The 14647-nt window shown below is 62.6% G+C and carries 16 protein-coding genes; 9 read left to right on the forward strand and 7 right to left on the reverse strand.

The window, feature by feature from the left end; all coding sequences use genetic code 11:
* The 6 genes from G4O04_01500 to G4O04_01525 form a co-directional block, all read left to right on the forward strand.
* On the forward strand, window positions 1–179 hold a 179-nt coding region (locus tag G4O04_01500; protein HEY57215.1), incomplete at its 5' end, for a hypothetical protein.
* Window positions 180–317: 138 nt separating this feature from the next.
* Window positions 318–878: a hypothetical protein gene (locus tag G4O04_01505; protein HEY57216.1), complete on the forward strand. Its 561-nt coding sequence runs from the start codon at window positions 318–320 to the stop codon at window positions 876–878.
* A gap of 72 nt (window positions 879–950) precedes the next feature.
* Window positions 951–1937, forward strand: coding sequence for a prephenate dehydrogenase (locus G4O04_01510; protein HEY57217.1), 987 nt, complete (start codon window positions 951–953; stop codon window positions 1935–1937).
* 35 nt (window positions 1938–1972) lie between these two features.
* A complete protein-coding gene (locus G4O04_01515) occupies window positions 1973–2293 on the forward strand; it encodes a hypothetical protein (protein HEY57218.1) in 321 nt (106 codons plus the stop codon).
* A 36-nt stretch (window positions 2294–2329) separates the two neighbouring features.
* Window positions 2330–2515 carry a M20/M25/M40 family metallo-hydrolase gene (locus G4O04_01520; protein HEY57219.1) on the forward strand — a complete coding sequence of 62 codons (186 nt, stop codon included), beginning with the start codon at window positions 2330–2332 and terminating at the stop codon, window positions 2513–2515.
* A complete protein-coding gene (locus G4O04_01525; protein HEY57220.1) occupies window positions 2476–2622 on the forward strand; it encodes a hypothetical protein in 147 nt (48 codons plus the stop codon). Before G4O04_01520 ends, G4O04_01525 begins: the two co-directional genes overlap by 40 nt.
* A gap of 93 nt (window positions 2623–2715) precedes the next feature.
* Here the strand turns inward: G4O04_01525 and G4O04_01530 are convergent, their stop codons facing one another.
* The 4 genes from G4O04_01530 to G4O04_01545 form a co-directional block, all read right to left on the reverse strand.
* Window positions 2716–3735, reverse strand: a complete 1020-nt coding sequence (locus tag G4O04_01530) for a hypothetical protein (GenBank protein HEY57221.1) — start codon at window positions 3733–3735, stop codon at window positions 2716–2718.
* Window positions 3736–3739: 4 nt separating this feature from the next.
* On the reverse strand, window positions 3740–4834 hold the full coding sequence (locus G4O04_01535) for an isocitrate dehydrogenase (GenBank protein ID HEY57222.1): 1095 nt from the start codon (window positions 4832–4834) through the stop codon (window positions 3740–3742).
* Window positions 4827–5186 carry a response regulator gene (locus G4O04_01540; protein ID HEY57223.1) on the reverse strand — a complete coding sequence of 120 codons (360 nt, stop codon included), beginning with the start codon at window positions 5184–5186 and terminating at the stop codon, window positions 4827–4829. The genes G4O04_01535 and G4O04_01540 overlap by 8 nt, the downstream gene beginning before the upstream one ends.
* 105 nt (window positions 5187–5291) lie before the next feature.
* Window positions 5292–6797, reverse strand: a complete 1506-nt coding sequence (locus G4O04_01545) for a carboxypeptidase M32 (GenBank protein ID HEY57224.1) — start codon at window positions 6795–6797, stop codon at window positions 5292–5294.
* A 140-nt stretch (window positions 6798–6937) separates the two neighbouring features.
* On the opposite strand from G4O04_01545, the gene G4O04_01550 reads away from it, so the two are divergent.
* Genes G4O04_01550 through G4O04_01560 form a run of 3 tightly spaced genes read left to right on the forward strand, consistent with a single transcriptional unit; the run spans window position 6938 to window position 9971 of the window.
* Entirely contained in the window at window positions 6938–8107 is a 1170-nt protein-coding gene (locus tag G4O04_01550; protein HEY57225.1) for a response regulator, read from the forward strand.
* Window positions 8104–8895, forward strand: a complete 792-nt coding sequence (locus G4O04_01555) for an NAD-dependent deacylase (GenBank protein ID HEY57226.1) — start codon at window positions 8104–8106, stop codon at window positions 8893–8895. Before G4O04_01550 ends, G4O04_01555 begins: the two co-directional genes overlap by 4 nt.
* A gap of 11 nt (window positions 8896–8906) precedes the next feature.
* Entirely contained in the window at window positions 8907–9971 is a 1065-nt protein-coding gene (locus G4O04_01560; protein ID HEY57227.1) for a L,D-transpeptidase, read from the forward strand.
* A 94-nt stretch (window positions 9972–10065) separates the two neighbouring features.
* Here the strand turns inward: G4O04_01560 and nifJ are convergent, their stop codons facing one another.
* From nifJ to G4O04_01575, 3 genes are all read right to left on the reverse strand, one after another.
* Entirely contained in the window at window positions 10066–13644 is a 3579-nt protein-coding gene (nifJ, locus tag G4O04_01565; GenBank protein ID HEY57228.1) for a pyruvate:ferredoxin (flavodoxin) oxidoreductase, read from the reverse strand.
* Window positions 13645–13875: 231 nt separating this feature from the next.
* Complete coding sequence (gene bcp / locus G4O04_01570) at window positions 13876–14361, reverse strand: thioredoxin-dependent thiol peroxidase (GenBank protein ID HEY57229.1); 486 nt, start codon at window positions 14359–14361, stop codon at window positions 13876–13878.
* 15 nt (window positions 14362–14376) lie between these two features.
* The gene (locus tag G4O04_01575) at window positions 14377–14580 is read right to left on the reverse strand and encodes a response regulator (protein ID HEY57230.1); all 204 of its coding nucleotides are present in this window, start codon (window positions 14578–14580) and stop codon (window positions 14377–14379) included.
* Window positions 14581–14647 lie beyond the last annotated feature (67 nt).

Genomic DNA, 14647 nt, shown 5'->3' on the forward strand with positions numbered 1-14647 from the left:
CGCGCGGCCTGCGGCGGCCTTTTGTCATCGCCGCCCAACACCCAGCCTGGAGCGCGGCGTTAGCCCAGGCCGCAGGCGCGCCGCCCGAGGCCGTGCGCCTGATCGCCCGGCATCAAACCCCGCCTCAGGCCGACGACTTCTGGCTGCAACGCCTCCAAGCCGCCGACGACCGGTCCTGACAGCCACAAAAGGCCGACCCGAGGCCTGGCCCTGAGATTCCCGCTTTCCGGGTTCGGAGGAAAGCCCATGTCCCGTGCACATGCTGCTGGTGAGCGCCTCTCCCTGGCCGAACAGATCGCCCTCCGGGGGTGGGTGGCATGGTAGGGGGCGACATCTTCTCTGTGTTGGAGATTTCGGCGCTGGTGTCCGGCCATGCGGCGCCCTTCGCCTTTGCCTCCGGTGGTGTCATCGCCCTGCTCACCGGCTATGCGTATGTCAAACTGGGGTTGCATTTCCGCTCCGACGGGGGAGTTTCACTTACACGGGACATCTTTGCTTCCCTTCTGATCACCACACAGATTTACATTGTGATCGCCCTGGTAGCGGTGGGCAACCTGACGCCCGCCGAAATCAACCATTACAAGGAGTATGCCCTGGTCGTAGCAGCCAAACCGGCCCTGGGGCAGGCAGGGTTTTTGCTCATCGGTCTGGGTGCCTTGCTTTCCACCTCCGCCAGTTCAACCTTTCTGCTGCTTTTTATGGCCATTCACCTGTCGGCGCTGCGATGGCGGCGCGTCATCCACGCCAAGGTCTGGCCCCTGCTTGGGTTTCCTGATGGCCAGCTTCTCCTGGGCGATGTTGATGGCCTACCTCTGGAAACACAGCCCTCAAAGCGTGGTCCAGATCGCCACGTTTTATCTGGTCGTGGTGAGCGCTGAATTACTGTTCAGCCGGCGTGGCTGGCTGCGGAAAGCAATCCGTCGGCCTCGCCGCTGAGGAGGATTTTTCCTATGAGCAACCGCGAAATCCGCCTAAGCATCATTGGGCTGGGCCCCATCGGGGCCTCCTTCGGGCTGGCCCTGGCATCCCGGCGCGAAACCCTGCCCTTGCTGCGCATCGGGCACGACCCCGAACCACTACAGGCCCAGGCCGCCAAAAAGGCCGGCGCCGTGGACAAAATCACCCTCACCCTAAGCGGAGCAGTCAACCAGGCCGACATCGTGCTCCTCAGCCTCCCCCTACACGAAATACGCAAAACTTTAGAGCATATCGCCCCCGACCTCAAACCCGACGCCGTGGTGCTCGACACCTCCCCGGCCAAAGCCCGGGTGGCCGCCTGGGCGAAGGACCTGCTGCCTGCCCATGTGCACTATGTGGGCCTGTTGCCGGTCATCAATCCAATGTACCTGTTGGCTTCTTCCGCCGAGGAGCCCCGGGCCGACCTGTTTCACCACACAGTCATGGGCATTGTGGCGCCCGTGGAGACGCCAGGGCCGGCCCTCAAACTGGCCGCCGACCTGACCGCTCTGGTCGGCGCCACACCGCTCTTCCTGGACATCGCCGAGGCCGACGGCCTGCTAGCTGCCGTGGAAGTGCTGCCCCAACTGCTGGCCGCCGCCCTGGTGCACACCACCACCGGCGAACCCGGCTGGCGCGAAAGCCGCAAACTGGCCGGACGCGCCTACGCCGCCGCCACCGAGGCCGCCGACCACCCCACAACCGAACTCTCCGAAACCCTTCTTGCCCACCGGCACACCTTGCCGCACCTGTTGACGCGCCTCACGGCCCAAATGGACGCCCTCGCTCAATGGCTGAACGCAGGCGACGCGGAGGCCATCCGGGCCTGGTGGGACCAGGCCGCCCGCGCCCGCCGCCGCTGGTTGGGCAACCGCCAACGCAACGCATGGGAGACCGCCCCTCCGACCGAAGCCCCTTCCATAGGGGATACCTTCAGGGCGTTGTTGGGCCTCCGTCGTCCGGAAAAGCCTTCTTCGTAACCTCCTCGTTTTCCTTACCCTCCAGGAGCAGACCCATGAGCCCCACCCCCTTCCCGTCCGTGCCCTCCCCCGTGGAAATCCTCCGCCGCCTGATCCAGTTTGACACCACCAACCCGCCGGGGGACACCGACACATGCATCCACTACATTCAGGGCCTCTTGACCCAGGCGGGCATCGAGACCCAGATATTCGCCAAACAGCCCCGTCAGCCCAACCTGGTGGCCCGTCTGCCCGGACGCGGCACTGCGCCCCCTTTCCTCATGTATGGCCATGTGCATGTGGATGTGGTGACCACCGAAAACCAGACCTGGCGCTATCCTCCCTTCGCCGGCGAGGTGGCCGAAGGGTTCGTTTAGGGCCGCGGTGCCCTGGATATGAAGGGCGGCGTGGCCATGATGCTGGCTGCCCTGCTCCATGCCAAAGCGGAAGGTTTCGTCCCTCCCGGCGACATCCTGCTCGTGGTGCTCAGCGACGAAGAGGGCGGAGGCAACCTGGGGCCCGTTTTCTGGTCGAGGAGCACCCGCACCTCTTCCAGGGCGTGCGCTACGCCATCGGGGAGTTCGGCGGGTTCACCCTGACCGTGGGCGGCGAACGTTTCTACCCCATTCAGGTCGCCAAAAAGCAAATCTGCTGGCTGAAGGCCATCTTCGACCTGCTGCGAAAACTTCCGGAAAGCGGTTTCTGAGCAGCGCGGCAGGCGAAGCCACCAGATAAAAACAGGCGCACCTCTGTCGGGATGCGCCTGTCGATTTTCACAGGCCTGCGGCAGCACGCCTTCTCAGGGCGAGATGAGCACCTTCACGCTGCTCAAATAGCGAATGCCCTCTGGTAGCGCATCGTATTCCCGCACCACCAGCCGCACCCAGGTGGGTGCCGTCACCTGGTAATCCACCGTGACCGTGAACAGCCCGTACCCATCCTCGCCCGGCGTGGAAACCACGCCCGTGGCGTAGGCGATGACCTTTCCTTCGGCGGTGACCAGGGCGGCTTCCACCATGCCGTTGGTGGGTCGGGCCAGCCCCCGGACGAACACCTGGCCGCCTTGAATTAACTGCCCACGCCGGGGCTCCTGAATGACGATGGGCTGCAACAGCACATCGCCGGGCAACAACTCGGGCTGGCCGTCGCGCAACAGAAAAAGGCGCAGCGAGGTACGGAAGGACTCCCGCCCCTGCTCGTCAAAAGCCACCAACTGCAGGCGCGCCTGCTCCACTTCGGCCCGGATCTCAAAAGGCACCGCCAGCACATAGGTCAGCAGCGCCTCCCGATTTCCTTCAGGAATCCGCATGACCTTGCGGTAGAGCAAACGGCCATCTTCGCCGATCAACGCCAACTGAAAGCGCCCCACCTTTCTGGCCTGAACGGCGAATTGCACCCGGATAGGCGAAACCACCTTCGAGCCTTCCCCAGGGGTGAGAAACTGCAAAGGAGCGTAGGGCACATACCCCAACTCCGGAATGGGTGGGGGAGTGGCGGTGAGGGTGGGCCAGGGAATGGATAGCACCGTCGGCGATGGAGGCAGGGGCGAAAGACGGGGGGCTTGCCTTGCCCCTACGGTAGGGGTCGCCGTGGGCGTAAAGGCTGCGGTGGGGTCGGCGGTGGGCGTCGGCGAAGGCGTTCCCGCAGCGGTCAGGGTGCCGGGCGGTTCCCCCAACGCTGCCGCCGTCAGATGCACCACCGTGGGCAACACCTCGGTGGGGATCAGGGTGGGTAGCGGCGGGGTCGCCAGCGCCTGACAGGCCACCTCGGTCCCCAGGAGCAGCCAAGCCAATCCACGCAGCAGAGTGCGAGGCTTCATCGGCCTACCCCAACGCCGCCCAGGCTTCCAGTTTGGCCTCCACCCGGCGGATGACCTCGTCGGTAAAGGCCGTGGTCCCCAATTGGCCGCCCAGGTCGGGCGTGGCCTTGCCTTCATAAATGGTCTCGAACACGGCCTCGTAGATGGCCCGCGAGGCCAACTGCGCCGCTTTGTCTTCGATGTAGGAGAGCAAAGCCGCCCCGGCCAGAATCATCGCCATAGGATTGGCCACATCCTTGCCGTAAAGCGCCGGTGCCGTGCCGTGAGGCGCCTCGGCCATCACTGTCTTGACCTTCATTTCACGCGGGTCGAAGGCCAACACCAGGCTCTCGGATCCGGCGATGGAGCCGAACATCTGCAGCACCATATCCGAGAGCAGGTCGCCGTCGCGATTGAGAGTGGGGATGACCAGCGCCTCACCGGAGGTTTGCAAAAGCAAGGCCAGGGTCGCATCGATGAGCAACGGGCGGTAGGGCACATCGGGATGACGTTCGGCTGCTGCGTCCAACTCTTCTTTGAACATGCCTTCGTAAACCGGGCTGACGGTGTACTTCGGCCCACCGAACACCGTGGCCCCCATGCGTTCGGCGTACTGAAAGGCGAATTCCGCCACCGCACGGCAATTGGAACGGGTCAGGCGCGAGATGCGGTAGGCCACCTCGTCGTCATCGGGGGTGCTCTCACGCCACTCTTTGGCGCCATAGGCATCTTCCACGGCCATGCGCACGATGGCGATGGGCGCATGCACGCCGCCGATGGGCCGCACCCGCGGCAAACGTCGGCCGGTGCGGAGAATCACCTTGGCGTCAATGGCCTCGCGCAGGATGGCGTTGGGCGAACCGACATCCTCGGGGTCCTCCGGCGTGATGGTGGCCGCCTTCAGCCCAAATCCGGTGGCACACATGGCCTTGGCCGCCTCGTACACCACCTTGTTCTGCGTCGCCCGGCGGTTTTCCAGGCTCAAATCGTAATGTTCGAATTCCAAAGGAAAGCGAATCACCGCCGGATCCAGCACCCGGAGGGCCTGCTCCAGCAACTCTTCGCCAGTCTGATCACCATGCATCACTACTACCGTTGAGACGCGTCGGTACTCAGCCATCCAACACCTCCAACAAGATATCGGGGGAAAGGGGTTTCTCCAGCACGCCTCGGGCACCGGCCTGAAGAGCGGCCTCTTGCAGGGCCGGGTCGGCCTCGGCCGTCAACAGGAAAATGCGCGTCTGCCCCGCCGGCAGGGCCTGCCGAAGGACACGGATCACGCTCAAGCCGTCCGTTTGCGGCATGCGCAGGTCCACCAACACCAAATCCGGCGTATCCTGCCGAACCACAGCCACCGCCTCGTCCAGAGAACGGGCCACCCGGGGAATCGACCCCACCAGACGCGCGATGCGGGCCAACAAGGTCAGGGTTTGTTGCGAATCATCCACAAACAGCACTTTCTTCCCGCTCACCGAACCCTCCTCTATCGGGGTGCCTCATTTTACTCCATCTCCCTTGAAAACGCGAAACGCGCAGGAGAGCATCCTGCGCGTCGTTTCACACTCGCAACCCGCGGCTCAAGACAGGCCGTAAATCGCCCCAAATTTGGTGCTCAAGTAGCGCACATACGGCTCGGCCGTGATCTCCGAACCCGTCACCCGCTTGACCAACTCCTGCGGCTCGAACTTGGCCCCGTGGCGGTGGACCATCTCACGCAACCAGCCCAACAGCGCCTCGAACTCCCCACGGCGGATCTGCTCCTCCATATCGGGGATGTCACGCTGCATGGCCTCCCACAATTGCACCGAGATCAAGTTGCCCAAAGCGTAGGTGGAGAAGTAGCCCAACGCGCCCATGGACCAGTGAATATCCTGCAACACCCCCTGGGCATCGTTCGGCGGCGTGAGGCCCAGATATTCCTCCATGCGGGCGTTCCACGCTTCGGGGAGGTCCTTCACTTCCAGGGAGCCTTCCATGAGGGCGATTTCCAGTTCCAGGCGCAACATGATGTGCAAGTTATAGGTAGCCTCATCCGCCTCTACCCGAATGAGTGAAGGCTGCACCTTGTTGATGCCCTTGTAGAAATCGTCCAGGCTGACATTGCCCAGTTGGGTAGGGAAAGTTTCCTTCAGGCGGGGGTAGAAGTGCTCCCAAAAGGCCCGCGAACGCCCGACCAGATTTTCCCACAGGCGCGATTGGGACTCATGCACGGCCAGAGAGGCGCCGTTGGCCAGCGGCGTGCGATCCAGCGCCGGGTCGATGCCTTGCTCGTAAAGCGCATGCCCGCCCTCGTGCAGGGTGCTGAACAAACCCGAAGCCAGGTTGTTCCGGAAAATCCGCGTGGTGATGCGCACATCCCCCATCCCAAAACTGGTGGTGAAGGGATGAGCCGATTTATCCTGACGGCCCCGTTGCCAATCATAACCAAAGCGCGTGATCACCGCCACGCCAAAATCCCATTGCTTCTGCTCGTCGTAATCGAGGTAGAGGAACCCATCCTCCACCTGGGGGCGTTCGGCGATGGCGCGGATCAACTCCACCTGTTGAGGGCGCAGGGCGACGAAAATCTCCTTTACCTGCGCCGTTTTCATCCCCGGCTCGAAGTCGTCCAGCAATGGATCGTAAATGTGATCGTAGGGGGCGAACAGGCGGGCATACTCCCGCTTCAGGTCCACCAACCGCTCCAGATAGGGGCGGAATCTGGCAAAGTCGGATTGGGCTTTGGCCTCTCGCCAGGCCATCTGTCCTTCTGAAGCGGCCTGGCTCATTTCGGCGACCAGTTCCGGGGGCACCCGGGTGGCTTTGTCGTACTTGCGCCGGGTGACCTTCACCAGGCGTGCCTCGTCGGAATCGGGATCCCGTTCGGCCACATAGGGTTGAAGGTCATCCAGCAATTGGCCAATTTCGTCCGAGGTGAACTTGATGTGCGCCAGACGGGAAAGCGTGGCCAGTTGCTGCCCCCGCTGCGCCGCCCCTCCCGAGGGCATGTAGGTTTCCTGGTCCCATCCCAACACCGCGGCTGCGCGGCGGATATCCGCCACTTCGCCGAGAAGTTCTTTCAAGCGTTGCAGTTTGGCTTGCATACAAAGGCTCCTTGGCAAGAATCCCAGACCTCATCTGGGAACACTTGATAGATTATACCAAAAAACGACGCCCTTGTGTTCTCTGCTCAATTGTGATAGACTGAGTGTGGGACCCAGTGCCCTGGCGGAGGAACCTGAAAATGGCCAACGAAAAAATCCTGATCATTGACGACGATCTCGATACCTTGAAGTTGGTGGGGCTATTGCTCCAGCGAAACGGGTATCAAATCGCTGCGGCCAAATCCGGTCCTCAAGGCATCCAAAAGGCACGCCAGGTCCACCCCGACTTGATTCTGCTGGATGTGATGATGCCGGGGATGGACGGCTACGAGACCGCCCGCCACCTGCGGGCCGACCCCGAAACCGCCTCCATCCCCATCATCATGTTTACGGCGAAAAGTCAACTGGACGACAAACTGGCTGGGTTCGAATCCGGCGCCGACGACTATGTCACCAAGCCCGTCCATCCTGCCGAATTGCTGGCCCGGGTGCGCCGGGTGCTCAGCCGCACCACCGGGCAATTGAGCGTCGAGCGCCCGGCAGCCACCGGGGGGTTGCGGGGCTTCGCCGCGGGGGTTTTGGGCGCCAAGGGAGGCGTTGGGGTCACCACCGTGGCCCTCAACCTGGGTATCGCCCTGCGCCAGGAAAGCAAAAACAGCGTGACCATCGCCGAGATGCGCCCGGCCCACGGCACCCTGGGCGTGGAACTGGGCTTTGAAAGCAACAACGGTCTGGGCAATCTGCTCAACCTGCCCATCGATCAGATCACCGAAACCCGAGTAGGCAACGAACTGCTGGTGTTCAATCCGGGGTTGCGGTTTCTCCTAGCCTCCGCCGACCCCGCTCAGATCGCCTTTTTCACCGAGGGCGCCAAAGCCGAACGGATCACCCACCATCTCAAAAAACTGGCCCCTTTCACCATCCTGGATTTGGGGCCGGGATTCCAGCCGTGGACGGCCAAACTGCTGCCATTGTGCGACCATTTGTTCATCGTGGTCGACAGTTTCCCCTCCACCTTGCGCATCGCCCAGGCCCTCATTCAGCACCTGGGGGCTCAGGGCTTCGGCACCGGGCGGCTGAGCGCCATTCTGCTCAACCGCACCCGCTCGGCCATGCAGGCTTCGGCCAGCGAAGCCCAACGCCTGCTGGGCATCCCCATCGCCAAGGTCATCACCCCTGCTCCAGAACTGGCCTACCAGGCCACCAAGAACCATGTCCCCATGATCATCCAGGCCCCCAACAGTCTGACCGCCTCCCAATTCAACGAAATCGCCAAATACCTGCACGAAGAGGTGTTGGTACGCGCATGAACGCTTTTCCCTTCGCCGACTCCCTGGACGACCTCATCCGCGAAGCCGCCGCCTACATTCGTCATGCCCGCTACGGCGTGGTGCTCACGGGAGCAGGTATCTCCACCCCTTCGGGCATTCCCGACTTCCGTTCCACCGGAAGCGGCCTGTGGGACAAATACGATCCTTTCGAAGTGGCCTCCCTGAACGCCTTCCGTCACCATCCGGAGCGGTTCTTCGAATGGGTGCGTCCCCTGACGCGGGAGATGATGAACGCCCAACCCAACCCGGCCCATTACGCCATCGCCCAACTGGAACAGGCCGGATATTTCAAGACCATCATCACCCAAAACATCGACGGATTGCACCAGCGCGCCGGGTCCAAACAAGTGATCGAAGTGCACGGCACCTTAAACACCGCCACCTGCACCCGCTGCTTCCGTACCTATCCCAAAGAGACCTTCCTGGAAGCTTTCCTCCAGAGCGGGGAGATTCCTCGCTGCCCGGAATGCGGCGGCATTCTCAAACCCGATGTGGTGCTTTTCGGCGAGCAACTGCCCTGGAAAGCCTGGTCGGCCGCAGAAAAAGCGGCCCGTCAATGCGACCTGATGTTCGTGGCCGGCTCCTCGTTGGAGGTCACCCCGGTGGCCAACCTGCCGCTTATCGCGGTCCAGAGTGGTGCCGCCCTCATCATCGTCAACCACACGCCCACCTATATCGACATTCGCGCCGATGTGGTGCTCCGGGGCGATGTCGCCAACATCATCCCGCGCATCGCTCAGGCCGTGCTCCAAAGTGAAAACGCCTGACCAGCCCCCCTATGCCTGCTCTCACTCGACGAGACGCTTTGAAACTGGGCCTGCTTTCGCTGACCGCCCTGGCCTGGCGCCCCTTTGCGCGCTGGTTCGGCCAGGGGCGCTCCCCCTTTGGCCCCGTTGCCCAATGGGCCCGTATCACCGTGGGCGGGGTGCCCATCTTCGCCGAACCCGACTTTCAGGCTCCCAGGGTGGGACACTTTCCCCGCGACACGCTGTTCCCCATCTTAGAGGAGGTCATCTCTCCGCATGGGCCGCCTTACAACCCCCGCTGGTATCGCACCTGGCGAGGGTATGTGCACACGGCCTACACGCAACGCGTGGAGTTTGCGCCGCAATGGTATCTACGGCCCACCCTGCCGCCTGGGGGGCAACCCGCCGAGGTCACCGTGCCCTACGCCCAGTCTTACCGCGTGGCCCAGCAAAAACCCTGGAAGCCGCTCTACCGCCTGTATTACGGCTCCGTGCACTGGGTGGTGGATTTCGTTCGAGAGCAGGGCAAAGGCTGGTTCGTGGTGGAGGACGATTTGCTCAAGGTGCGTTACGCCGTCCTGGCGGAGCATTTGCGCCTGCTCACCCCTGAAGAAGTGGCCCCGATTTCGCCCGATGTTCCCCCGTTGGCCAAGTGGATTCGCGTCTCCCTGAGCGAGCAGCGGGTTTACGCCTACGAGGGCCAGGAGATGGTCTTTCAGGCGACCATCTCTTCAGGCATTCCCTCGAACCTGCCCACGGACAACGGCATCCCCACCAAAACGCCCAGCGGGCGCTTCTTCATCACCAGTAAAGCCTTCGCCCGGCACATGGGCAACGGTGACCTGACCACGGCCCTGGAGGCCTACGAACTGCCCGGCGTGCCCTGGGTGGGGTTCTTCGTGGAAACCGGGGTCGCCTTCCACGGCACCTACTGGCACGACAACTTCGGTACGCCCATGAGCCACGGGTGCATCAACATGCACAACGAAGATGCCCGGTGGCTCTTTCGCTGGAGCACCCCCACCCTGAAGGCCCAGGCCGACTACTGGGAACCCTTCAAAAACGGGCGCGGCACCACCGTCATCGTGGAAGACTGACCCCGCGGGGTCAGAGCCCCACCCTCAAATCCGGAAAGAGAAAAAGCCCGGGAAGATGTTGCCTTCCCGGGCTTTTGGGTTCACCCCATGGGGGCTACTCGTCCCCGTTGAAGCGGAAAGCGATCTGCGACCAGGCCTTGTACAACTGCCAGCGCTGCTGCACATCCCGCTGAGCCTCGGCCAGCAGTTGCTCGGCGCGATCGGGATGGGTATCCAGGAGCATCATGTAGCGCCGCTCGTGGCGGATGTACTCCTCCAGAGAAATCTTGGGATCGCGCGAATCCAACTGCAGCGGCGGCAGATCCTTCTCGATGCGGCGCGGGTCGAAGCGCACCAGCGGCCAGTATCCCGAATCCACGGCCCGCTGTTGCTGCTCGGCGCCGTAGCGCATGTCGTAGCCGTGCTCGATGCAGTGGGAGTAGGCCACGATGATGGAGGGGCCGGGATAGGAGTCGGCCTCCAAGAAGGCCTTGACGGTCTGGGTGTCCTTGGCGCCCATGGCCACCCGGGCGGCATATACATTGCCGTAGGTCATCGCCAACAGGATGAGGTCTTTCTTCGGCAGGCCCTTACCCGCGGCGGCGAACTTGGCCACCGCGCCACGCGGCGTGGCCTTGGAAGCTTGGCCGCCGGTGTTGGAGTACACCTCGGTGTCCAGCACCAGGATGTTCACATCGAGGCCCGAAGCCAACACATGGTCCAGGCCACCGTAGCCGATGTCGTAGGCCCAGCCATCGCCGCCCACAATCCACACGCTCTTGCGCACCAGGGCGTGGGCCACATGCTTTAGGTCGAGCACTTCACGGGTGGGCTCCATCTGCTCCAGGCGCTGGAGCAAGAGGGCGACGCGCTGCCGCTGGGCCTTGATGCCCTCCTCGGTGGACTGGTCGGCGTTGAGGATCTCATCGACCAACTGATCGCCGATCTTCCCACCGATGCGCTGGAGCAGATAGCGGGCGTAGTCGGCCTGCTTGTCCAGAGCCAGGCGCATGCCCAGGCCGAACTCGGCGTTGTCCTCAAAGAGGGAGTTGGACCAGGCCGGGCCGTAGCCCTCTTTGTTGTAAGCCCACGGGGTAGTGGGCAGGTTGCCGCCGTAGATGGAGGAACAGCCCGTGGCGTTGGCCACATAGATGCGGTCGCCGAACAGGCGGGTGAGCAGGGAAAGGTAAGGCGTCTCGCCGCAGCCCGCGCACGCGCCGGAGAACTCGAAGAGCGGCTCCATGAGTTGGATGTCCTTGACCTGCGTATGCTTGAGTTGCTCGCGCGGCGGGTCAGGCAGGTTGAGGAAGAAGTCCCAGTTTTCGGCCTCCTGCTCGCGCAGCGGCGCCTGAGGCGCCATGTTGAGCGCCTTGCGGGTGGGGTCGTTCTTGTCCACCGCGGGGCAGACTTCCACACACAAAGTACAGCCGGTGCAGTCCTCGGGTGCCACCTGGATGGTGTAGGCCATGCCCTTGAACTGGCGCCACTTGGCCTCCATGTGCTTGAAGGTGGGCGGCGCGTCCTCCAGCAAGACCGGGTCGTACACCTTGGCGCGGATGACCGAGTGCGGGCAGATCATCACGCACTTGCCGCACTGGATGCACAGATCCGGCTCCCACACGGGGATTTCCAGGGCGATGTTGCGCTTTTCGTAGCGGGTGGTCCCGCTGGGGTATGTGCCGTCGGCCGGGAGAGCGCTCACGGGCAGGGCGTCGCCCTCGCGAGCGATCATCTTAGCGGTGACCTTCTGCACGAACTCGGGGGCCGTGGGCGGCACCGGCGGGCGCAGGTCGAAGGTGGCCGTCACCTTGTCGGGCACCTTGACCTCGTGGAGGTGCTCCAGGGCAGCGTCCACGGCGGCGAAGTTCTTGCGCACCACATCCTCGCCCTTCTTGCCATAGGTCTTGCGGATGGCCTGCTTGATCTTCTCGATGGCCTCATCTCGCGGCAGAACCCCGCTGATGGCGAAGAAGCAGGTTTGAAGGATGGTGTTGATGCGCAGGCCCATGCCCGTCTCGCGAGCCACCCGGTAACCATCGACCACGAAGAAGCGCAACTTCTTGTCGATGATCTCCTTCTGAATGGTCTTCGGCAGGTGATCCCAGACCTCGTCGGGGCCGTAAGGGCTGTTGAGCAGGAAGGTCGCCCCCGGCTCGGCCTCCTTGAGCACATCCATCCGCTCCAGGAAGGCGAACTGATGGCAGGCCACGAAGTTAGCCCGGCTGATGAGGTAGGTGGAGCGGATAGGCTTGGGGCCGAAGCGCAGGTGAGAGACGGTGATAGCCCCGGCCTTCTTGGAATCGTACACGAAGTAGCCCTGGGCGTAGTAGTCCGTCTCCGTCCCGATGATCTTGATGCTGTTCTTGTTGGCGCTCACCGTACCGTCGGAGCCCAGGCCGTAGAATACCGCGCGGATGGTCTCGGGGTCCTCGGTAGAGAAGGACGGATCGTAATCGATGCTGGTGTGCGTGACATCGTCGTAAATGCCCACGGTGAAGTGGTTCTTGGGGCTGGCCTTGGTCAGTTCGTCGAAGACGCCCTTGACCATGGCCGGGTTGAATTCTTTGGAGGAGAGGCCATAACGCCCACCGACCACCTTGGGCTTCTGAGCAAAGGGGGCCACCCCACGCTCGAAGGCCTCTTCCACGGCCGCCACCACATCCAGGTACAGCGGCTCACCGGTGCTCCCCGGCTCCTTGGTGCGGTCGAGCACGGCGATGGCCTTGACGGTGGGCGGCAACGCCTTGATGAAGTGCTCCATGGAGAAGGGCCGATAGAGGCGCACCTTGAGCACGCCCACCTTCTCGCCCATCTTTTCGGTGAGGTACTCCACTGTCTCGTGGGCCGTGTCGGCACCGGAGCCCATGAGCACGATCACCCGCTCGGCGTCCGGCGCGCCCACATACTGGAACAACTCGTAGCGCCGACCGGTCAATTCATAGAACTTGTCCATGTAGCGCCGGACGATCTCCGGTACAGCCAGATAGTAGGGGTTGACCGACTCGCGGGCCTGGAAGTACACATCGGGGTTCTGGGAAGTGCCTCGGATGAAGGGATGGTCGGGGTTCAACGCCCGATCCCGATGGGCCCGCACCAATTCATCGGAGATCATGGCCCCAATGTCTTCGGGCGTGAGCTGTTCAATCTTCCGGATCTCGTGGGAAGTGCGGAACCCATCCATGATGTGGAGGAAGGGCACCCGGGCCTCCAGGGTGGACGCGTGGGCGATGAGCGCCAGGTCCTGGGCTTCCTGGGGGTTGGCCGAGAAGAGCATGCCAAACCCCGTGGCGCGGGCGGCCATCACATCGGAGTGATCGCCAAAGATGGACAGGGCCTGCGCCGCCAAAGAGCGCGCGGCGATGTGGAAGACGGTCGAGGTCAACTCGCCCGCAATCTTGTACATGTTGGGGATCATCAAGAGCAGGCCCTGGGACGCCGTGAAGGTGGTGGTCAGCGCCCCCCCCTGCAAGGAGCCATGCACGGCCCCTGCCGCACCGCCTTCACTCTGCATCTCGACCACCCGGGGCACGGCGCCCCAGATGTTGGGTCGCCCCGACGCCGCCCATTTGTCGGCCAACTCGGCCATGGGCGAAGACGGGGTAATCGGATAAATGGCCACCACTTCGCTCACCTGGTAGGCCACATTCGCGGTGGCTTCGTTCCCGTCCACCGTGACAAAAGGTCGCTTAGCCATAAACTAACCTCCTCGACGTTCGGCGCAACTGAATTTGTCTAACGCCAAGAACAGACATGGCGGTCAAAACATGCTTCGCTTGATAGGAACCCACGACGCCGCCGAAGGATGCGCCAGGCTCCTAAGAGCTGATTATACTACCATTTTGACCTCCCCCTCTGCTTCCTTAAAAAGATAGGCCGGATATGGGAACCCCATCCCGGCCCAGAAAGCATGCCTTTTCCTAAAACATCAGGCTCCTTCGGCAAGCAGGCCCATCGCCCGCAGGTCCTCCAGCACTTGTTTGCTGTGCTCGGCGGGTTTCACTTTGGGATAGACCTTGCGAATGATGCCTTCAGGGTCGATCACATAGGTCACCCGCAGCACACCGTAGTATTCCCGACCATAGGCCTTCTTCAATCCCCAGGCGCCATACTTTTCGAGAACCTGGTGTTCGGGGTCCGAAAGCAACACAAAGGGCAGGTTATATTTGAGCTTGAACCTGGCATGGCGCTCGGGTGGATCGGGGCTGACACCAATGACCATCACCCCGGCGGCCTGATAGTCGGCGTAGTCGTCTCGAAAGCCGCAAGCCTCCTTGGTGCAGCCTGGGGTGTTGTCTTTGGGGTAAAAGTACAGCACTATCGCCCGACCGCGATAATCCGACAGACGATGGATCTGCCCGCTTTCGTCGGGCAAGGCAAAGTCGGGGGCTGGCGTTCCTTCGGGCAACAACATCCTCTTCCTCCTCAGTTACAAAATCCCGGCCCGGCGCAGGGCTTCCTCGATTTGCTCCAGGGTGGGCGGTTTGACGATAACGGTCAAAGCGCTGGTCTGCCGGGCGCGTTGATGGGCTTCCTGCTGGGCTTCAGAAGTGACCACAATCACCGGCACCACCTTCAGACGCGGGTCCCGTCGCAGGTAAAAGAGCACATCATATCCTTCGATGCCCGGCATGTGCAAATCCAGCAAGGATCACATCGGGACGAAACTTTTCCAGTTTGAACAGGCCCCCGGGGCCCGT

The sequence above is a fragment of the Anaerolineae bacterium genome, assembly GCA_011176535.1.
Classification (GTDB): Bacteria; Chloroflexota; Anaerolineae; order Anaerolineales; family DRMV01; genus DUEP01.